This window comes from Novosphingobium sp. BL-S-33 (genome assembly GCF_056857025.1).
Genome location: NZ_CM166475.1, coordinates 881,554 through 904,698, shown reverse-complemented (window position 1 = coordinate 904,698; position 23,145 = coordinate 881,554). Strand labels below are relative to the sequence as shown.

Genomic DNA, 23,145 nt, shown 5'->3' with positions numbered 1-23,145 from the left:
TTAGAACTTTAGCTGGGCGCCAAGGAAGAACTCCGTCCCGAGCACGTCATAGGTGGCCGAGAAGGTATTGGCGTTCGGTCCCTGCGTCGTCACCGGAGGCTTGTTGTTGAACATGTTGTTCGCGCCGCCGAAGATCTCGATCCCGTCCTTGAGCGTATAGTTGAACGACAGATCGAAGTAGTTCTGCGCCTTGAGCACCGGATAGGCGAAGCTGTCCAGAGCAGGCGCATTGGCCGCGCCCTGACGGTCAGGCACTACGAAGCGGTCGGTCGTGACCTTGCCGATATAGCGGTGCCGCAGGCTCAGGCTGAGATCCTCGACATTCCAGGTGATGCGCGTCGTGCCGCGCCAGCGCGGAAGCGGCTGGCCGCACGTCGGGCCGTAGGCCCCGGCGCATTCGTTCTTGATATCGGGCAGGGCGGCGACCGGGACGGAGGTGAACTCGTCCAGATAGGTCATGCTGCTGCTGATATCGAACGAACTGGTCTCGCCCACGCCCGGCAGGCCGAAGCCCACGTTGAACGAGTAGCGCGCCGCGAAGTCGATGCCGGAGGTCTTGAGCTTGCCGGTATTGGCGTTGCGGATCTGCGCCACATAAGGATCGTTGATCTCGCCCGTGTTGGGATTGCGGACGATGGCGCGGCAGAACTCGCTATTGGCGTCCTGAATGACGGTATAGCAGAGGTTCAGCGTGTTCTGGAGGCCGCCACCCAGCGACGAGATCGCGCCGTCGAGCGAGATGTTGAAGTAATCGACGCTCAGGTAGAGCCGGGGCGCGAAGCTGGGCGTCAGCACTGCACCGAACGTGACCGTGTCGGACTTTTCGGCACCCAGGTTCGGATTGCCACCGAAATCGGCCGGCATGATGCTGTTGGGCTGCACTGCGTCGGTGAACACCGCAGCAGTCGGAACGCCGGTGGCGACACAGACGGCGCGCACGGCGGCGGTCTGCTGTGCGGTGGGCGCGCGCGACGAGCAGGGATCGGTCGCCACGCCGACCACGCGGGTCACGCCGCCGTACAGCTCGCTGACGTTGGGCGCGCGGATGGCGCGCTGGTATTGGCCCCGGAACGCGATGTCCCGGTTGACGCGCCAGTCCAGACCGCCAAGGTAGGTCCATTGGCCGCCCACGCCCGCGAGGCTGTAGTCCGAATAGCGGAAGCCGCCATTGGCAACCAGGCTTTCAACGAAGCGCGTATCGTGCACCAGCGGCACGCGAAGCTCGCCGAAGATTTCCTTCACCGAAACGTCGCCCTTGGTCGGAAGGCCGGGGTTGAAGCCCGCGACGTCGCCCGATGCCAGGAAGGAGTCCGGCGTGAAGGTGGCGCTGGACTTGCGCCATTCGGTGCCGAGCGAGAAGCCCACCGGGCCGGCCGGAAGCTTGAACGCGGTGCCGGTGATGCTGCCTTGCGCTACCTGCTGGGTGGCGATGGTGGAGTTGGTGGCACTGATGCGGATTGCGTTCGCGCAGTCTGCCGAGACGTTCTGGCCGAAGATGTTGCAGACCGGGTCCGCACCACCCACCGAGAGCAAGGCGGCCTGCAGGCGGCTGCGGGAGATCGCGTTCTGGAGCAGCAGCGTGTCCTCGCTGCGCGCATAAGTGTAATAGGCGTCGAACTTCAGGTCGGTGAAGAAATCTTCGGACAGATCGCCGATCTTACCCTTCAGGCCCCAGGCGCCGCGGAACACGTTGCGTCGTTCGCTGGCCAGACGCGGGCCGACTTCGCTGTAGCGCCGGCCGGCGGTGAGCACGGCCAGACCGTCGCCCGGCGTGGTCGTGCGCGTGGACGTGCCGCTGGTGACGGTGGTGGTGCCGGTTTCCGCCAGATCGAGCTGGTGCAGGACGTCCTGCAGCTGCGGCGTCAGATAGGGATTGTCGACATCGAACAGCGTCGGGGCGCCGACATTGGTCGGTGCGAGGCGGGCGTTCACTACGTTGTTGCTGTAGTGAAGCTCCATGTAGCCGGTGACGCTGTCGGTGACGTCATAATGGCCGAAGCTGTTGATCATCCAGCGCTTTTGCGGCTGGATCAGGTAGTTGTCGGGGCCGAGGTTGAAGTCATCCTGCGGCGAGATCTGCGGGCGTGCGGTGGTTCCCGCGTCATTGAAGGTGAACCCGCGCGAGGTGAGCGAGGAAAGGCCCGCTGCGGCATAGGCCGCGTTCAGCGCCGTGTTCGAACCGCCGAAGGCCGGGATGCCGGAGAAGCGACCGTTGGGAATGTCGCCGCTGCCGCCGGCTACGAAGCCCAGCTGGCCGCCACCGGCGACGCAGCCCTGACCGGACGGCGGCGTGAAAGGCGTGCCCGCGCGACTGCTGCTGCCGCTGCCGGGAACGACGCAGCCGTCCGACAGCGAGTCATAGGCGAAATCGCCGCGCTCGCCGCGCGTGATCGACCCTCGGTTGAGATAGTTGCCTGAGACGACGAGATTGCCGCGGCCATCCGCGAAATTGCCGCCCATGGTCAGGTCGAACGTGTAGACGGGCGTGCCCGTCGGACGGTCCATGTTGAGCTGCGCGCGTGCTTCCACGCCTTCGAAATCGTCGCGCATGATGAAGTTGACGACGCCGGTGATCGCGTCCGAACCATAGACAGCGGAAGAGCCGCCGGTCACGATTTCCGTGCGGGCGATCAGGCTGGACGGGATGGTGTTGAGATCGGTGACTTGCTCCGGGCCGTAAATGGCATAGCGCCGTCCATTGACCAGCACCAGGTTACGCGTCGAGCCGAACCCGCGAAGATTGACGTCCGCAAAGCCGCCCGGAACGGTGTTCGAAGTCGCGCTGCCAAGCTGCGAGCCGACCACCTGAGGCAGTTCGGACAAAGTCCGCTCGACATTCACATTGCCGGAAAGCTTGATGTCTTCCTGGCTCACCACGCTGACCGGCGTGGAGGCATCGAAGCCGTTGCGCGCGATGCGCGAGCCGGTGACGATGATGTCGGCCGCAGTGGCTTCCTGCTGTGCGGTTTGCGTATCCGAAGGCGGTGCAGCTGCCGGAGCGGCGTCCTGTGCCAGCGCTGGCACACTGTGGTAAAAAATAAGCGCGGCCCCACCCAAGAGATACGCGCGCAAAGATGACATGTCCTTCATCATTCCTCCCCTTTTTCAACCGAACTGATCGTCGGAGCGCGGGGCTCCAACTCACGTATTGGCTCTGTAGCGCATTAGGTAGCGCTATCATCTGGATCTACACGTATGCCTCAAACCGGGTCGCGTCAAGCGATGCAACAAACGCGACATATGGTTCGGTCGCTGCTCCGGTCGCAACGGCGAGCTCTACGTGGCTGTTGCATTGCGTTCCGGTTGGCGCTTGGGATGGCTCGATCGGCGCTGGTTTCACAGGAAATTCATGTGGATAGTATGGGCGCAAATTTGTGCCCCGACAGGATTGCCTCGGCCCGCACAAGGCTCGGCAGGGGCGATAATACGGTCAAGGCGCGTGGACGATGATCGCAGGCGTCAAAGATGCAGTTTGTGGCGTATAAGTGTGTTGCCCAATCGGATGGTATTGCACAACGTACACGCCGCCTTGATCTGACAAATGGACAATGCAGACCTATGTTTCACAATTCAGTGCAAGCACAGGTCATTTCTCGAAAAATCTACTGAAGCAAATTTTTCTCAAAGCCCGTAATGGTGTCGTTATTATCAAGATGAGTTTCGGCATTATCCAATTGTATCGAAAAATATCGAATACTGTACCGGACCTTCTGCGCGTTTAGTGTCATTTTAACCATAATTTGGCGTTCGTATTGCGCACTTTTGACCATTCGGAAATAAATTTCATAGGGGACATGCTTGCGGGGGCGTTAACCGCTCTATAATGCCAAAATCGTACCAAAGTTGCAGATTTGACGGTGCGCATTGCGCACGAAAGTTCAGGTTGGCTGCGACGGGATTTGATTTTTTCGGTGGGGCATATGACGGAATTGAAGCAGAAGAATCGCAAGGCCGCGAATGTTGCGGCAGGGGCCGCCAACGCGCCGCAGGTTAACGGAAGCCTTCCGCTCTATCGCGATCCACGTCCTGTACACAGCGCGACTCACGCCGATGCGGCGGTGATCGTGGCGCCCACCGATTTCGGCTTTGCCGCCGCCGCGCCGATGATCCAGTTGACCGTCGATGAGTTCGAACGGGCCTCGCTCGACTATCCCATCCTGTTCTTCGGCGACGATCGCCAGCCTTACGTCGTCACCGGACTGGAAGCGGAGCGCAATCTGTTCGTTTCGGAAGGCCGCTATCAGGCAGGGGCCTATATTCCCGCCTATTTGCGCCGCTATCCTTTCGTGTTTGCGCGTGATGAAGGCAGCGAACGCCTGATCCTCTGCCTCGATCACGCTTCTGGCCGCGTCGCCGGCAAGACCGAAGACGGTGCCGTCGCGCTCTTCGACAGCGGCGAAGCCACCGAGCTGACCCTTCAGGCGCTGCGATTCTGCGAGAACTACGAAAGCGCGCAGGCCCGCACGCGTTTGCTGATCGCATTGCTGGAAGAGCTGGAGCTCTTCGAAGTAAAGCGTGTGCACTACACTGCGCCTGGTGCAACTGATCCCAGTCTGTTGGTCGAATACAGCACAGTAGATCGCACCCGCTTCGAAGCGCTGCCGAACGAGCAGTTCCTGCGCCTGCGTGAAGCCGGTGCGCTGCCCGCGATCCATGCGCAGATCGCTTCGCAGGCGAAGTGGGACGCGCTGGCGGCGGTTTCCCGCACGACCTGATTTTCCGGCCGTACCAGAGCCGCCCGATCCGCGCTGCATAAGGCAGTGCGGAAAGGGCGGCTTTGACGCATCGCCGCGTCTCAAGACATCGCGAATGATTTTCTAACGCTTTGATAAGCAAGAAATTATTCTGACATTTTCTATGTGTTGTCCCGGATTCCTGCTGCCCGCCGCGTGGCGTACAGCAGGGCCATCCCGCTCCTAAGGCGGGCCGGACAACAGGCCGATCAGGCTCCGGGGGGCTTCACCTTGAACATTATTGACACTTTCGCTGGCCGTTCCACCGAGAGCACGGGAGAGACGCGCTCTGCCCGCTCATGGCGCGCGGGAACGTCCGTGGCGACGCTTGCTGCAATGATGGTTTTGGGCGGGGTCGTGCCCTTCGCGGCATCTGCCACCCCCGCACCGACGCCGTCTGCCACGCCGACCCCCACGCCGACTCCCACTCCCACTCCGGGGCCGATCGTGATGCCGCCTGTCGGGTCGCAGATCGAAAATCCGCTTACAGGTGAATTGGAAGTCGTCACCACGCAGATGCCGCCGATGCAGGTGCAGACGGCCAGCAACAATGTGATCCTGCTCGCCACCGAAGTGGGGCAGACTTTCGACGTTTCGGGGACGACCTACACTGTCACTGATGTCACCACCAATTCCGGCGGCGCGGTTACGTCCGTCTCGCTGCAAAGCTCTGCCGACAGCACGATCAGCACCACCGATGTCGTAACCTCGATCGCGCCCGCGACCAATGCGAGCGGGGCCGACAACATCGATCTGCCTTCTGACCCGGGCGATCGCACTTATCGCAACGTCCAGCGCGGCCGCAGCGGCGGCAACGGGCACATCGGCGCGCTGTTCATCTCGGCCGGTAACGGTGGTTCGGGTTCGAATGGTCCGGACATCACCGATTCCATCTCTGGTTCGATTTCCTCGCAGTCGAGCGGCCTGGCGGCCGTCATCGTGCAGAGCATCGGCGGTAACGGCGGCAAGGGCGGCAACGGCTATCTCGGCTCGCATGGCGGCACCGGCGGCACTGCCGGCGTAGGCGGCGATGTCAGTCTGGTCAGCACGGCGAGCGTGGTGACCACGGGCACGAGTGCCTATGGTATCCTTGTCAGCAGCTCGGCCGGCAAGGGCGGCGATGGTGGTTCCGGCTGGCTGTCGAGCGGCGGTTCGGGCGGCGGTTCGCCGGGCGTGGGCGGCAATGCGGCAGTCACCAACGAGGGTTCCGTTGCCACCAGCGGCGACGGTTCGATCGGCATTCTGGCGCAAAGCCTTGGCGGCACGGCGGGCAGCGGCGGCGACAGCTTCGGCCTCGTCGCGTCCAGCGGCGGTGGCAGCTACGGGGGCAAGGGCGGCAATGTCCTCGTCAACCAGAATGGCGTCGTCCAGACCTCGGGGGACGGTGCGCATGGCGTCCTTGCGCAGTCGGTGGGCGGCTCGGGCGGTAGCGGCGGCACCAGTGGCGGCGTATTCGCCGATTCCAGCTCCGGCGGCGCGGGCGGCGCGGGCGGCAACGCCACGATCACTGCGGGCTTCGATTCCTCCACGAAGACGACCGGCGATTATGCCCATGCCTTCTTTGCGCAATCGGTAGGCGGCGGCGGCGGCAACGGCGGCACGACGGTCGGTCTGGTGGCGCTGGGCAGTGCCGGCAGCGAAGGCAGCGATGCCGGAACCGTCAGCATCGCCATTGCCGATGGCGCCTATGTCTCCACGGCGGGCATCGGCTCCTACGGCGTGATGGCGCAGTCGATCGGTGGTGGCGGTGGCAATGCCGGCGTCAGCGGCGGTCTGGCCGCGCTGGGCGGCACGGGCGCGGGCGGCGGCAATGGCGGCACCGTGTACGTGTCTTCGGGCGCGACGATGGTGACGACCGGTGCTTCGGGCAAGGGTATCTTCGCCCAGTCGGTTGGCGGCGGCGGCGGTTCGGCTGCGGGCACCGGCGGTCTTGTCTCGCTCGGCGGTTCGGGCGCGGGCGGCGGCGACGGCGGACTGGTTCAGGTCACGCAGAGCTCGGGCGGATCGATCACCACGTCCGGCTCATGGGCGGATGCGATCTTCGCGCAATCGGTCGGCGGCGGCGGCGGGTCTGGTTCCGGTGCGGTCGGTCTTGTCGGCCTTGGCGGTTCGGGCGCGAGCGGCGGCCTTGGTGGCACTGTGATCGTCAACAACCAAGGCGCGTTGAAGACCACGGGCGATTATGCGCGCGGCATTTTCGCGCAATCGGTGGGCGGCGGCGGCGGCGCCGGCGGCAATTCGACCGGCCTTGCCGCAATTGGCGGCAGCGGCTCGGGCACGAGCCCCGGCGGCAGCGTAACGGTCACCAACGGCGGCTCGATCCTGACCACCGGCCTGCGCTCCATCGGCATCCAGGCGCAGTCTGTGGGCGGCGGCGGCGGTGACGGCGGCTCCTCGACCGGTCTCATCTCGATTGGCGGTTCGGGCGGCGGCGGCGGCAATGGCGGCGTGGTCACGGTCACCAACAGCGGCATGATCACCACCCAGGGCGACCAGGCTCTGGGTATCATTGCGCAATCGATCGGCGGCGGCGGCGGCAACGGCGGTTCCAGCACCGGCGTGCTCGCGATCGGCGGCGACGGCGGCAACGGCGGCAAGGGCGGCAAGGTCGTCCTCAACGAAACCGGCCTCGTCTCGACTTCGGGCGACGACGCGACCGCGATCTTCGTGCAATCGATTGGCGGCGGCGGCGGCAACGGCGGTTCGGCGGTGGCGGGCGGGCTCTTCGCCAGCGCCGCATTCGGCGGTTCGGGCGGCGGCGGCGGCGCGGGCGGCGATATCTGCGTCAACACCAACTCCGCCTGCACGACGGCCAGCTCCGACATGGGCGCGGCCTATATCGAGACGTATGGCGACCGTTCGAGCGGCCTGTTCGTCCAGTCGGTCGGCGGGGGCGGCGGCAATGGCGGCTTTGCGCTCTCGGCTTCGGCGGGCATTGGCGCGACGGCGTCGATCGCATTCGGTGGCTCGGGTGGCTCGGGCGGCTCAGGTGGCGCCGTGCGCGTCGGCCTGCAAGGCACGATTGCCACCAAGGGCCAGCTTTCGGACGGCATCTTCGCCAGCTCCGTCGGCGGCGGCGGCGGTAACGGCGGCTTCTCGGTTGCGGCGGGAGCCTCGCTCGGCGGTTCGCTGGCGATGAGCTTCGGCGGCGGCGGTGGCGTTGGCGGTGCAGGCGGCCTCGTCGATGTCAAGAGCGCCACGGACATCACCACCGAGGGCGACCAGTCGCGCGGCATCTTCGCACAGTCGGTCGGCGGCGGCGGCGGCAATGGCGGTTTCGCGGCCAGCGCGGCGATTGGCATCGGTGCGATCACCTCCACCTTCGGCGGCGTCGGCGGCGCGGGTTCGGACGGTTCGACCGTCAAGGTCGTCTCGGTTGGCGATATCTCGACCAAGGGCGATCAGTCGGACGCGATCTTCGCCGAAAGCGTCGGCGGCGGCGGCGGTAATGGCGGCTTCGCGGTGGGCCTTGCGGGCGGTGCGGCGGGCGCGGCCAGCCTGACCTTCGGCGGCGGCGGCGGTAATGGCGGCGCGGGCGACGATGTCACCGTCTCCTCGACGGGCGACCTTTCGACCGAAGGCGTCAGCGCCAACGGCATCTTCGCCCAATCGGTGGGCGGTGGCGGCGGCAATGGCGGCTTTGCGGTTTCCGGATCGGCCGGCGGCATTGGCGCGATGTCGGCAGCCTTCGGCGGCAGCGGCGCGAACGGCGGCAAGGGCGCCAAGGTCACCGTTTCCAGCACCGGCACGATCACCACGGTGGGCGACCTGTCCAATGGTATCCTTGCCCAGTCGGTCGGCGGGGGCGGCGGTAACGGCGGCTTCTCGGCGGCGATTTCGGGCGGCGGCATCGGTGCCGCGGGCCTCTCCATGGGCGGCGCGGGCGCCAACGGCGGCGACGGCGACGAAGTTTCGGTCACCTCTGACGGTGGCATCTGGACGCAGGGCGCGGCTGCGGCCGGCATTCTGGCACAATCGGTCGGCGGCGGCGGCGGGAACGGCGGTCTGGCGATTTCGGCCAGCGGCGGCTGGGCCGGCGGCGCTTCGCTGGCGTTCGGCGGCGGCGCGGGCAATGGCGGCACCGGCAGCACGGTCACGCTGGTCAGCACCGGCAATATCCTGACCGAGGGCGACAGCTCGCAGGGCCTGTTCGCGCAGTCGGTCGGTGGCGGTGGCGGCAATGGCGGCGGCGCCATCGCGGCTTCGGGCGGCCAGGGCGGCGGCATTTCCGCCTCGTTCGGCGGCCAGGGCGGCGACGGCGGCTCCTCCGGCAATGTCAGCATCGACAGCACCGGCGACATCCAGACGCTGGGCAACAATGCCGACGCCATCTTCGCCCAGTCGCTGGGCGGCGGCGGTGGCAACGGCGGTTTCGCGATCTCGGCGGCAGGCGGCCAGTTCGGCGCGGTCAGCCTCTCGATGGGCGGCACGGGCGGTGTCGGCGGTTCGGCGGGTGACGTTTCGGTCGACTCCGATGGCGACTTGACGACTTCGGGCGACTTCTCGGCCGGCGTGCGCGCGCAGTCCATCGGCGGCGGCGGCGGTAACGGCGGCTTCGCGATCTCTGCATCGGGCGCCCAGTTCGGCGCCGTTTCGCTCTCCTTCGGCGGTAACGGCGGCACGGGCGGCGCGGCGGGTGACGTCACGCTCACCTCGACCGGCGATATCTGGACCGAGGGCAACTATTCGCAGGGCCTGTTTGCGCAGTCGGTCGGCGGCGGCGGCGGCAACGGCGGCTTCTCCGTCAGCGCGGCGGCTGCACAGTACGGCGCGGCAGCCATTGGCTTCGGCGGCAAGGGCGGCACCGGCGGTGCGGCAGGCGACGCGGACCTGACCAATACCGGCGACATCGTCACGCTGGGCGACTTCAGCGCGGGCGCGCAAGTCCAGTCCATCGGCGGCGGCGGCGGCAACGGCGGCTGGAGCGTCAGCGCGGCGGGCGGCCAGTACGGCGCAGTCGCCATCGGCTTCGGCGGCACCGGCGGCGCGGGCGGCACGGCGGGCGACGTCACGCTCACCTCCACCGGCCAGATCGCGACTACGGGCGACCAGTCGAGCGGCCTTGTCGCGCAGTCCATCGGCGGCGGCGGCGGCAATGGCGGCTTCTCCGCCAGCGTCGCGGGCGCGCAGTACGGTGCGGCGGCACTGTCGTTCGGCGGCACCGGGGGCACCGGCAACGATGCGGGTACTGTCACGCTCGCCAACACGGGCGACATCTACACCGAAGGCACGCTATCCAACGGCATCTTCGCCCAGTCGGTCGGCGGCGGCGGCGGCAATGGTGGCTTCTCAGTCGCAGTAGCAGGCGCGGAATATGCCTCGGCAGCGCTGGCGCTGGGCGGCAAGGGCGGCTCCGGCGGCAAGGGTGAGGCGGTTTCGGTCGTCTCCGCAGGCAACATCACCACGCTGGGCGATCAGGCGGACGGCATTCTGGCCCAGTCCATCGGTGGCGGCGGCGGTAATGGCGGTTTCGCCGTTTCCGGTACGCTGACGGCGAGCAGCGACGGGATTTCAGCCTCGGTCGCGGTTGGCGGCAAGGGCGGTTCGGGCGGCGAGGCGGGCGACGTCTCGCTGATTAGCACCGGCGATATTTCGACGAGCGGTGCCAGCTCGGTCGGCCTCTTCGCGCAGTCGGTGGGCGGCGGCGGCGGCAATGGCGGTTTCGCCGGCGCGCTTTCGCTCTCGGTGGGCAATGCGGTGGCCGTGGGCATCGGCGGTTCGGGCGGTACCGGCAATACGGCGGGCAACGTCACGCTCGGCTCGACCGGCAATGTGTGGACTTCGGGTAACCTTGCGGCGGGCATCCAGGCCCAGTCGATCGGCGGCGGCGGCGGCAACGGCGGCTTCAGCCTGACCGCCTCGGCCACGGTCGAGGGGCAGTCCATCGGCAACAGCAGCGGCGGCACTGGCGGCAGCGGCGGCCTTGCCGGCAATGTCGACGTGACCAGCCTTGGCACCGTGCAGACCACCGGTGAAATTGCCAACGGCATCTTCGCGCAGTCGGTCGGCGGCGGCGGCGGCAATGGTGGCTTCTCGATCTCCGCAAGCCTTTCGGCAAAGGGTGATTCCGACACGCAGAGCGTCGGCGGCAACGGCGGCACCGGCAATGACGCCGGCATGGTCAGCGTTTCGGCCACGGCGGGTGCCAATGCAGGCATCGCGGATTACTCCGTCGTCACATCGGGAACGGGCTCCAACGGCATCCTCGCGCAGTCGATCGGCGGCGGCGGCGGCTCCGGTGGCTTCTCGGTCGGCGGCGCATTCTCGGGCGAGGGCGATGCGTCCTCCAACCAGGTGGGCGGCAGCGGCGGCGCGGGCGGCAATGCGTCCACGGTCGATGTCGTCAACGTCGGCAAGATCCAGACCACCGGCAATATCGCCAACGGCATCTTCGCGCAGTCGGTCGGCGGCGGCGGCGGTAACGGCGGCTTCTCGGTCGGCGCGGGCGTCTCGATCAAGGGCGATGCGTCTTCGAGCGTCGGCGGCGGCGAAGGCGGCGCGGCGGGCAATTCGGACAACGTCAGCGTAGACACCACCGGCGCGATCTACACCGAAGGCGCCGCGTCCAACGGCGTGCTGGCGCAGTCGGTCGGCGGCGGCGGCGGCACTGGCGGCTTCTCGGTCAGCGCGGGCTTCAGCGCGGAAGGCGATTCCACCAGCGACAGCGTTGGCGGCGGCGGCGGTTCGGGCGGCAACGCCGGTAACGTCACGGTCATCGCGCGCGAAGGCATCACCACCAAGGGTGACGGTTCCAACGGCGTCTTCGCGCAGTCCGTGGGCGGCGGCGGCGGTTCCGGCGGCTTCGCCGTGGGCCTCGACGTATCTCTGAAGGGCGATGCGGAATCGAACGTCGGCGGCGGCGCGGGTTCGCTGGGCGGCACCGCGGGCGACGTTTCGGTCACCACCGAAGGCACGATCTGGACTGAAGGTGCGGCAGCAGCAGGCATCTTCGCGCAGTCGGTCGGCGGCGGCGGCGGCAATGGCGGCTTCTCGGTCGGCGCGGGCTTCTCCAGCGAGGGCGGTTCTTCGTCCACCAGCGTCGGCGGCGCCGGTGCGGGCGGGGCGATCGCAGGCAATGTCACTGTCCATGCCGACAGCGACATCCAGACCAAGGGCACCGGGTCCAACGGTATCATCGCGCAGTCGATCGGCGGCGGCGGTGGTAACGGCGGCTTTGCCGTGGGCCTTGGTGTCTCGATCAAGGGCGACGCGGATTCCAAGGTCGGCGGCGGCGGCGCCGGCGACGGTTCCGACGCAGGCGATGTGACCGTGACCGGAACCGGCACGATCGTCACCCTCGGCGATCAGGCCAATGGCGTCTTCGCGCAGTCTGTCGGCGGTGGCGGCGGCAATGGCGGCTTCTCGGTCGGTGCGGGCCTCAGCCTCGATGGCGCGGCGACCAGCGATAGCGTGGGCGGTTCGGGCGGCGGCGGCGGCAATGCCGGCACCGTCACGGTGGACCGCGTGGGCGACATTGGCACCAGCGGCGCGAATTCGAACGGCATCCTGGCCCAATCGGTGGGCGGGGGCGGCGGCAACGGCGGCTTCGCCGTGGGCCTTGGCGCTTCGATGAAGGGCGATGCTACGTCCACTGTCGGCGGCGGCGGCGGTGGCACCGCAGGCGACGGCGCGGATGTGATTGTCTCCGAAACCGGCACCATCGTCACGAGCGGTGCGAATTCGAATGGCATCTTCGCGCAGTCGGTCGGCGGCGGCGGCGGTTCGGGCGGGTTCTCGGTCGGCGCGGGCTTCAGCCTTGAGGGCGGCGCGACCAGCACCAGCGTCGGCGGTTCGGCCGGCGCGGGCGGCAGCGCGGGCAGCGTTTCCGTTTCGCATGACGGCGATATCCAGACCGCAGGCGCATCTGCCAACGGCGTGTTCGCGCAGTCGGTGGGCGGCGGTGGCGGCACCGGCGGCTTCTCGGTCGGCGCGGGCGCATCGATGGATTCGGACGCCAAGTCCAGTGTCGGCGGCGGCGCCGGCGGTGCGGCCGGTTCCGCTTCGGATGTGACTGTGGTCCAGACCGGAACGGTCATCACCGCAGGCGCGGCGGCCAACGGCGTACTGGCGCAGTCGGTCGGTGGCGGCGGCGGTGTCGGCGGCTTCTCGGTCTCGGCAGCGCTTTCGTCCTCGGGCGGCGCGGCCTCGGATTCGATCGGCGGCGGCGGCGGTTCCTCCGGCGATGCCGGGAATGTCAGCGTTACGGTTGATGGCGATATCCAGACCGACGGTGCCCAGGCACGTGGCGTTATCGCCCAGTCGGTCGGCGGCGGCGGCGGTTCCGGCGGCTTCGCGGTCGGCGCGGGCGCGTCCATCGAGGGCGATGCAGATTCGGCCATCGGCGGCGGCGCTGGTGGCTCCTCGGGCAATGCGGGCAATGTCAGCGTCGATGTGAACGGCAATGTCGTCACCAAGGGCACGGCCTCGGTGGCGCTGCTGGCGCAGTCGATCGGTGGCGGCGGCGGCGCGGGCGGCTTTGCGGTGGGCGCGGCGCTGTCCTCCAGCGGCGGCGCGACGGCGGATTCGACCGGCGGCGACGGCGGCTCGGCAGGCGATGCGGGCGACGTTTCCGTCACCCACACCGGCGGCATCGAGACCTTCGGCGCGCAATCGGGCGCGATCCTGGCGCAATCCATCGGCGGCGGCGGCGGTTCCGGCGGCTTCTCTGTCGGCGGCGCGCTGAGCGTAGAGGGTGAGGCAAACTCCACCATCGGCGGCGGCGCGGGCGGATCGGCCGGCAATGCCGGCACCGTGGACGTGGCCAATACCGGCGATATCTTCACCCACGGGGCCAATTCCACCGGCATCGTCGCCCAGTCCATCGGCGGCGGCGGCGGTAATGGCGGCTTCTCGGTTTCGGCCGGTCTCGCACTTTCGGGTGCGGACGCGGTTTCCAGTTCCACTGGCGGCGCGGGCGGATCGTCCGGTTCGGCCGACGATGTGAGCGTGACCTCGATCGGCAACATCAAGGTCGATGGCGATCACAGCCGCGGCATCGTCGCGCAGTCGATCGGCGGCGGTGGCGGCACCGGCGGCTTCTCGGTCTCCGGCGCGATTGCGACCAAGGGCTCGGGCGCATCCGACAGCGTCGGCGGCGCGGGCGGCGCGGGTAATGCTGCGGGCAATGTCACGGTCGTTTCGGTCGGCCAGATCCTGACTTCGGGCGATGCCACCAATGCGGTGCTGGCCCAGTCGATCGGCGGTGGCGGCGGCGCGGGTGGCTTCTCGGGCAGTCTGGCGGCGGCGCTGGGCGGCGGCGCGGCGGTCAGCTCGGTCGGCGGTGCGGGCGGCATCGGTTCCGACGCGGGCAATGTGGACCTGACGCTCAGCGGCGCACTCGGCACGCTGGGCAATGGCTCGGCGGCGGTGGTCGCCCAGTCGATCGGCGGCGGCGGCGGCGTGGGCGGCTTCTCGCTTGGCCTTGCGGCAGCATCGGATGGTGAGGGCGCCAGCGCCGTCACCGGCGGTTCGGGCGGCGATGGCGGCGTGGGCGGCAATGTCCTCGTCTCCACCAGCGCGTTGATCCAGACCCACGGCGCGCTGTCGGACGGCGTATTGGCGCAGTCGATCGGCGGCGGCGGCGGTTCGGGCGGCTTTGCCGTGGCCGGCACCTTGGCGCTAGGCGAAAAGGCGGCCTCCAGCGCCACGGGCGGCGCGGGCGGTTCGGGCCAGAACGCCGGCACGGTCACCGTGCAGAACACTGGCGACATCTACACCTTCGGCGCGGCATCGAACGGCGTCGTGGCGCAGTCGATCGGCGGCGGCGGCGGCGTGGGCGGCTTCTCCGGCTCGCTCTCGATCTCTTCCACCTCGGAATCCGTGGCCAACAGCCTTGGCGGTTCGGGCGGCGTCGGGGGCGATGCGGCCGGCGTGAAGGTGGTGACCACCGGCAATATCCAGGTGCTGGGCGACCGCTCGGTGGCGATCGTTGCGCAGTCCATCGGCGGCGGCGGCGGTTCGGCCGGCTTCTCGCTGGGCGCATCCGCTTCCAAGGCGGCATCGGCCAGCGACGCAGTGGGCGGCAGCGGCGGCGCCGGCGGTGACGGCGGCACGGTGGAAGTGGCCAATGGCTCGACCGGCACGGTCGTGACCACCGGCAACTTCGGCTACGCCATTCTTGCCCAGTCGATCGGCGGCGGCGGCGGTTCGGGCGGTTTCGCCACGGGCGGCGCGCTCTCGCTGTCCGAAGGGGCAACCTCCTCGGTCGGCGGCGGAGCTGGCGGCGCAGCGGGTGACGGCGGCAATGTCGGCGTCAACAACTACAGCTTGATCCAGACCAGCGGCGACGGCGCCGTGGCGGTCTTCGCGCAGTCCATCGGCGGCGGCGGCGGCAGTGGCGGCTTCGCGGTGGGCGCGGGCCTTGCGGGCGGCAGCGACAGCACCCTTTCCAATGCCATTGGCGGCGGCGCGGGCAGCGGCGGTTCGGCGGGCACGGTCTCGCTCTACAACGACGGCACGATCCTGACGCAGGGCGCCAACGCAACGGCGGTGCTGATGCAGTCGATCGGCGGCGGCGGCGGCAACGGCGCCTTCGCGGTCAGCGGCGCGCTGGCCAAGGGCGGCGCGGCGAACAGCTCCATCGGCGGAGACGGCGGTACGGCGGGTTCGGCGGGCGATGTTACGCTGGTCAACACGGCGAACGCCACGATCGTTACCGAAGGCGCGATGTCCATCGCGATCCAGGCGCAGTCGATCGGCGGCGGCGGCGGTTCCGGCGGCTTCTCGGTCGGCGCGGGCCTTGCCCTCGAAGGCGATGCCAGCTCCACCGTGGGCGCGGGATCGGGCGGCGCGGGCGGTTCGGCCGGCGTGGTGTCCATCGACAACGCGGGCGACATCGGCACGCGGGGCGATGGCTCGCTGGCAGTGCTGGCGCAGTCCATCGGCGGCGGCGGCGGTTCGGGCGGCTTTGCCGTTTCGGGCGGCCTCAGCGTCAAGGGCGGCGCGGCCAGCAATGCCGTGGGCGGCCAGGGCGCTGGCGGCGGTGACGGCGGCCTCGTTTCGGTTACCAGCAGCGGCACGATCCAAACGCTGGGCGCCAATGCGACCGCGATCCTGGCCCAGTCGGTGGGCGGCGGCGGCGGCGCAGGCGGGTTCTCCGCCGGTGCGGCAGCAGCCAGCGCCGATGCGGCCTCGAACCTTGTCGGCGGCAGCGGCGGCGCGGCGGGTGCGGGCGGTGACGTCACGATCGCCAACAATGGCGGCACGATCACGACCGATGGCGACTTGTCCTACGCAGTCTATGCGCAGTCGGTCGGCGGTGGCGGCGGTTCGGGCGGCTTTGCGGCCGGCGCGGGTCTCAGCCTCGAAGGCGATGCCGAGTCCGGCGTGGGCGGTGGCAGCGGTGGTGGCGGCGGCGCGGGCGGCCTCGTCAGCCTCGACAATACCGGCACGATCGCGACCAAGGGCGCAGGCTCTGTGGCGGTCTTCGCCCAGTCGGTGGGCGGCGGCGGCGGTGCCGGCGGCTTCGCGGTGGGCGCGGGCCTGACCGCGCAAGGCGGTTCGGCTTCGGACAGCGTTGGCGGTTCGGGCGGCGCGGGCGGTGCCGGCGGTGTGGTTTCGATCACGACCGATGGCCTGGTCCAGACTGAAGGCGCCAATGCGACCGCAATCTTCGCACAGTCTGTCGGCGGTGGCGGCGGCAAGGGCGGCTTTGCCGTGGGTGCCTCCGCATCGAAGGCGGACAGCGCCTCGACCGTGGTCGGCGGTAGCGGCGGCGCGGGCGGTGACGGCGGCGAAGTCTCCGTGGCCAATGGCGCGAACGGCGCCGTTATCACGCTGGGCACGCTGTCCTATGCGGTCTTCGCGCAGTCTGTCGGCGGCGGCGGCGGTCAGGGCGGCTTCTCGGCTGGCGCGGCGCTGAGCCTTGAGGGCGATGCGAATTCGTCGGTCGGCGCGGGCGACGGTGCCGGCGGCGGCATCGGCGGCGTGGTTTCGCTGAGCAATGCCGGCAAGATCGGCACGGCGGGAGACGGTTCCATCGCAGTCTTCGCCCAGTCCGTGGGCGGCGGCGGTGGTGCCGGCGGCTTCGCGGCGGGCGGCGGCCTGACTATCGAGGGCGGCGCGGCTTCCAACTCGGTTGGCGGTGCAGGCGGCGATGGCGGTGCCGGCGGCGTGGTTTCGCTGGTCAACACCGGCTCGATCCGCACCGAAGGCGCCAATGCCACGGCGGTCTATGCCCAGTCTGTGGGCGGCGGCGGCGGTGTCGGCGGCTTCTCGGTCGGCGCCAGCGCCTCGAAGGCGGACAGCGCCTCGAACACGGTTGGCGGCAGCGGCGGAGCCGGCGGTGACGGCAGCGAAGTCTCCATCGGCAACGGCGCGGGTGGTTCGATCACCACACTGGGTGACTTCTCCTACGCGGTCTTCGCGCAGTCGGTCGGCGGTGGCGGCGGTTCGGGCGCGTTCGCGGCCGGCGGCGCGCTCAGCCTTGAAGGCGACGTGGACTCCAGCGTCGGGGGCGGCTCGGGCAGCGGCGGCGGTATCGGCGGCAATGTCACGCTGAGCAGCCTCGGCGCGATCCAGACGGCGGGCGAGGGCGCGATTGCGGTCTTCGCGCAGTCCATCGGCGGTGGCGGCGGTGCGGGCGGCTTGGCGGCCGGCGGCGGTCTCTCGGCCGAAGGCGGCGCGACTTCCAACACGATCGGCGGTTCGGGCGGCGCAGGCGGTTCGGGCGGCACGATCACGTTGGAGAACGGCGGTTCGATCCTGACGCAGGGCAGCAATGCGACGGCGCTCTTCGCGCAGTCCGTGGGCGGCGGCGGCGGTGTCGCCGGCTTCTCGACCGGCGGCGCGGCATCCAAGGCCGGTGCGGTTTCGCAGACGGTCGGCGGAGACGGCGGCACGGCGGGTGACGGCGGTGACATCACCGTCAGCAACGCAGCCGGCGGCAAGATCGAGACCGATGGCGCCATTTCCTACGGCGTCTTCGCGCAGTCGGTTGGCGGCGGTGGCGGTGCGGGCGGCTTTGCGGCTGGCGGCGCGCTGGCGCTGGGCGACGACGTGGAGAACGGCGTCGGCGGCGGTATCGGCGGTGCAGGCGGTCTTGGCGGCACGATTGCCATCGACAATGCAGGCCAAGTCGTCACGCTGGGCGACGCCTCGATTGCGGTCTTCGCACAGTCCATCGGCGGCGGCGGTGGTGCCGGTGCCTTTGCTGCAGGCGGCGGTCTTTCGGCCGAAGGCGCTTCGGCCAGTTCGTCGGTCGGCGGAGCCGGCGGCGACGGCGGTGCGGGCGGCAATATCACGGTCTCCAACAGCGGCCTCGTGGCGACGGCCGGCGATCAGGCGGTGGCGATCCTTGCCCAGTCGGTCGGCGGTGGCGGCGGTGTCGGCGGCTTTGCCGTCGGTGGCGCGGCTTCGCAGCTCGATGCCGTGTCCGACACGATCGGCGGCAGCGGCGGCGCGGGCGGTATCGGCGGTGACATCACCGTGAACACCAGCGGCGCGGTCTATACCGAGGGCGCCTTCGCCTACGGCATCCAGGCGCAGTCGATCGGCGGCGGCGGCGGTAACGGCGGCTTTGCGGCCGGCGCGACCGTGGCGCTCACCGGCGATGCGCAGTCGACCATCGGCGGCGGTGCCGGCGGTGGCGGCGGCCTTGGCGGCGCGATCACGCTGACCAACAGCGGTACCATCGAAACGCTGGGTGCCGGGGCCGTTGCGGTCTTCGCGCAGTCCATCGGTGGCGGCGGCGGTGCCGGCGGCTTCGCGGGCGGTCTCACCGGATCGGGCGAGGGCGCCTTCGGTTCGACCATCGGCGGTGCCGGTGGCGATGCCAGCCAGGGCGGCGATATTACCGTCAGCAACAGCGGCCAGATCCATGCGGCGGGTGCCAATGCGGCAGGCGTCTTCGCCCAGTCCGTGGGCGGCGGCGGCGGCCTTGGCGGCTTCTCGCTGGCGGCGAACGGTGCGGTTTCCAGCATCTCCAACACACTTGGCGGTTCGGGCGGAGCCGGCGGTGACGGCGGCGCGATCAGCGTCACCAATGCCGCAGGCGCGACCATCGTGGTCGATGGCGATCTGTCTTACGGCGTCTTCGCCCAGTCCATCGGCGGCGGCGGCGGTTCGGGCGGCTTCGCGGTCGACGGCACCATCGCCACGGGCGGGGCGGTCAATTCGACGCTGGGCGCGGGCTCCGGCGGCGGCGGCGGCAATGGCGGCGCGATCACGCTGACCAATGCCGGCAACGTGTTGGCGCAGGGCGCGGGCTCGGTTGCGGTCTTAGGCCAGTCGGTCGGCGGCGGCGGCGGTTCGGGCGGCTTCGCGGGCGGGCTCTCCGTCGGCGCGGGCGGCGCGATCAGCCAGTCCATCGGCGGCGCGGGTGCCGGCGGCGGCAATGGCGGCGACATCGCGGTGACCAACAGCGGTGTGATCCAGACGCTGGAAGCCAACTCCATAGGGGTCTTCGCACAGTCGGTCGGCGGCGGCGGCGGCCTTGGCGGCATGTCCATCTCCGGCTCGCTCAGCACCGGCAGTTCCACGACGACGAGCCTTGGCGGCTCGGGCGGGGCCGGCGGTGACGGCGGCACGATCACGGTCAGCAACAGCGGTGTGATCGATGCCAAGGGCGATCTGTCCTACGGCGTCTTCGCGCAGTCCATCGGCGGCGGCGGGGGCACGGCGGGCATGGTCGTTTCCGGCACGCTCAGCACCGGGCTTGGCGGCGTGACTTCCGCGCTTGGCGGCACGGGCGGCGCAGGCGGAAACGGCGGCGACATCACTGTCACCAACACCGGTTCGATCCTTGTGGAAGGTGCGGCTTCGGTCGGCATTCTGGCGCAGTCGATCGGCGGCGGCGGCGGTGCGGGCGGCTTCACCGGCTCGCTGGCGGTCACCGGCGGTTCGCTGAACACGCAAGTGGGCGGCACCGGCGGTGCGGGCGGCGATGGCGGCGACGTGACTGTCACCTCCACCGGCAGCATCGTCACCGTGGCGGACGATTCCATCGCGGTGCTCGCCCAGTCCATCGCGGGCGGCGGCGGCCAGTCGGCCTATGCCATCGCCGCGCAGGCAGGCGCCTTCGACGGCGTGAACCTGACGCTGGGCGCGCAGGGCGAAGGGATCAGCGGCAAGCAGGGCAAGGTTGTCGTCAACCTCTCGGGCGGTGTGCTCCAGACGGCGGGCGCGCTTTCCTACGGCCTGCTGGCCCAGGCCATCGGCGCGGGCGGCGGTAACGTCGCGCTCTCCGTGCCCGATCCGCTGGAAGTCGGCTCGAACGGCCTGACCTTGCAACTGGGCAGCACCGGCGGCGTCGCGGGTGACGGCAACGTCATCGTCGTGACCAACGCCAACGAGGTCCAAACCAAGGGCGCAGGCGCCATCGGCTTCGCAGCGCAGTCGATCGGCGGCGGCGGCGGTACCGAGGGCGTTACCGGGGACGTGGTGCTGGGCAGCGGCGACGCCGTCTGGTCCACCATTGTCGGCGGCAGCGGGGACTCGGCGGGTTCGGGCGCGGCGGTGACCATCGCCAACAGCGCAACGATCGTTACCGAGGGCGACGGGGCCATCGGCCTGCTTGCCCAGTCTGTCGGCGGCGGCGGCGGTGTCGGCACCATGGCGCTTGGCCTTGCCGACGGTTCGCTGGCAGGCGCTTCGCTGAATGTCGGTGGTTCGCAGACCACGGCGGGCAACGGCGGGGACGTGACGTTCACGACCTCGACCGGGGCTATCGGCACTTCGGGCAACCTCGCCTCGGCGCTGGTAGTCCAGTCGATCGGCGGCGGCGGCGGCGTTGCCACGCTGTCCTCGATGGAAGGCGGCACGCTGGGCGACATCACCCTTGCGGCCGGATCGACCGGCGGTGCGGGCGGTGACGGCGGCAACATCGTGCTCGACCAGAAGGCGGATGTCGTCACCAGCGGCATCAGCGCCAACGCGGTACTCGTGCAGTCCATCGGCGGCGGCGGCGGTCTCGCGACCCTCGACAACACCGGGGGCACCGGCAAGGTCACGAATGTCGATCTTGGCGGCGCGGCCAGCGGTTCGGGCGGCAATATCCAGTTCACGCTCGATGGCCGTGTCCAGACCACCGGTGCGGGTGCGGCGGGTGTCGTCGTCCAGTCCATCGGCGGCGGCGGCGGTTACGTCAGCGCCGTGGGTGCCAACGCGGACGGCACGCTGACTCTGGGCGCATCGAACGGCGCGACCGGCAGCGGCGGCGACGTTTCAGTGGCGATCAATCAGACGATCACCACTACCGGCGCGGGATCGACGGCACTCTTGGTGCAGTCGATCGGCGGCGGCGGCGGCGCGGCCTCCGTGGTTGGCGCGGACGGCACGGTCCAGACGCTGGACGTGGTGGATGCGAGTGCTGTCAGCCCGCTGCGCATGGCGCGCATGGCCTCCATCGCCCAGACGGCGGCGATCGCGAACGGCGTCGACGCCGGATCGGTGGATGTCACCGTGGGCGCGGCGATCCACACCAGCGGCGCCAATGCCAACGGTGTGGTTGTCCAGTCCGTGGGCGGCGGTGGTTCGGCCTTGGGCTCCGGCACCGGCGTGCTGGGCAGCTCGGGCATCGGCAATACGGTGAACCTCACCGTGAACGCCGATGTCGTGACCACCGGCACGGGCTCCAGCGCTCTCGTCGCGCAGAGCACCGGCGGCCTTGGCGCCAGTGCGATCACGCTGGACATCGGCAAGGTCAATGTCGTCGGCGGTCTGGGCGGTCATGCCGTCTCGCTGCTGGGCGGCGCGGACAACACGGTGACCACCTCCGGCACGCTCCAGACCATGGACGGGCAGGAAGGCCTGGTGATCTACGCGGAGGGCGGCAACAACACCATCGTCAACTCGGGCACCATCGTCGGCTCGATCGACCTGGGTAGCGGCGTCGGCAGCTTCACCAACGTCAATGGCGGCATCTTCCTGGCCGGTTCGCTGGTCAACGTGGGTGCGGGCACGTTCGTCAACTCGGGCATCCTCAATCCGGGCGGTGGCGGCGTCGTGGCGCAGCTCGCGGTGAGCGGCGGCCTGACCCTGACGGCGGCGAGCGAGTACAACCTCGATCTCGACCTCAAGGCCAATACGGCCGACCGGGTCGTCGTATCGGGCGCGGCGGTGCTGGCGGGCAAGGTCACCACCAACCTGCTCAATCTGGGCTATGCCCGGACCGGGACGAACGAAGTCGTCATCCTTGATGCGGCGGGTGGGATCACCGGGCAGGATGCGGTTCAGCTCGTTGCGCCGAATTCGGCCGTGGCGACGTTCTCGCTGGCGTATCCTTCGACCAACCAGCAGTCGATCCGCTACGTGGTCGAATATGCCCCGGCCGGACTGACCCAGCGTCAGGCCATGATCGGCGGCGTACTCGATCAGATCCAGCAGACGCCGACCGACGCCTTCGCGCCGACGGCCGCCGCGATCATCTCGATCCCGACGGTCGGCGCGCTGGGCACGGTCTATGACAGCCTGACGGGCGAGGGCGTGACTGCCGCGCAGAGTGCGACGCTAACGGCGGTGGGCAACAACCACGACGGCATCGACAGCCAGATCCTCGGCCGTATCGGCATGTTCGCGCCGGCCTGGGAGAAGGAGAAGCTCGGCAATCTCTGGATGACCGTCCAGGGTGGCCGTCAGCGGCTCGATGGAACCGATGGCGCGCACGACACGCGCACCAGCGGCTATGTCGTCCAGGGCGGCTGGGACTATCGCCTTGATGCGCGGACGCTTGTGGGCGCCAGCTTCGGCTTCGATCCGCAGAGCTTCTCGGTTGCGGGAGCGAGCACGTCGGGCAAGGCCAAGGTCTACACGGTGGGCGCCTATGCGGGCTTCCATCCGGGAGCATGGACGCTCAGCACGGACCTGCTCTACAGCGTCTCGAACACCGACTACGTGCGCGACATGTGGCTCTATGCCGACGGCAATGTGCAGTCGCGCGGCGACTTCACTGCGCATGCGTGGTCGGGCCGCGCAGAAGTGGCGCGTCAGTTCGGCACCGGGAACGTTGTCTTCCAGCCCTTCGGTGCACTGGAAGCCACGCGCCTCCAACTGCCGAGCTTTGTCGAGACGCATGGCGACGCGCAGCAGAACGCGACGCTCGGCCTGGCCTTCTTCGGGAAGGACTGGACCCGCGCGCGCAGCCTGCTGGGCGCCAATGTTGCGGGCCGTATCGACTTGCCGCAGGGCAAGGCCCTCGTCACCACGCTGCGGGCTGCGTGGGTCCACGATTTCGACCCCGACCGTTCGATCACTTCGGCATTCGCCGGGGCTCCGGACTTCCGCTTCACCACCACGGGAGCGCGGGCCGTCAGCAACAGCGGCCGGATCGACCTGCGTTCCACCCTGCAAATGCACAATGTGGATTTGCAGGCCAGCGTCGGGGCCGACCTCGGCAAGGGCTATAATGACGTTACCGCCATGGTCGGTGTTCGGTTCCACATGTGACCGCGGCGCCCGTCATGCCCATCCCGATGCT

Annotated in this window: 3 protein-coding genes; 2 read left to right on the top strand and 1 reads right to left on the bottom strand. The window is 69.2% G+C overall.

Translation table 11 applies throughout. From position 1 onward, the window contains the following. Window positions 1-3,090: a TonB-dependent receptor domain-containing protein gene (locus AC1VVM_RS20595; RefSeq protein ID WP_482957283.1), complete on the bottom strand. Its 3,090-nt coding sequence runs from the start codon at window positions 3,088-3,090 to the stop codon at window positions 1-3. Window positions 3,091-3,929: 839 nt separating this feature from the next. Between AC1VVM_RS20595 and AC1VVM_RS20590 the strand changes: the two genes are divergently transcribed. Continuing rightward, a complete protein-coding gene (locus AC1VVM_RS20590) occupies window positions 3,930-4,715 on the top strand; it encodes a SapC family protein (RefSeq protein WP_482905609.1) in 786 nt (261 codons plus the stop codon). Between the two features lie 249 nt (window positions 4,716-4,964). After that, complete coding sequence (locus AC1VVM_RS20585) at window positions 4,965-23,114, top strand: hypothetical protein (RefSeq protein ID WP_482957282.1); 18,150 nt, start codon at window positions 4,965-4,967, stop codon at window positions 23,112-23,114. Window positions 23,115-23,145: the final 31 nt, after the last annotated feature.

Bases quoted from the DNA above. Each gene is read 5' to 3' on its own strand.
- AC1VVM_RS20595 (WP_482957283.1), bottom strand. From the start codon at position 3,090: ATGAAGGACATGTCATCTTTGCGCGCGTATCTCTTGGGTGGGGCCGCG.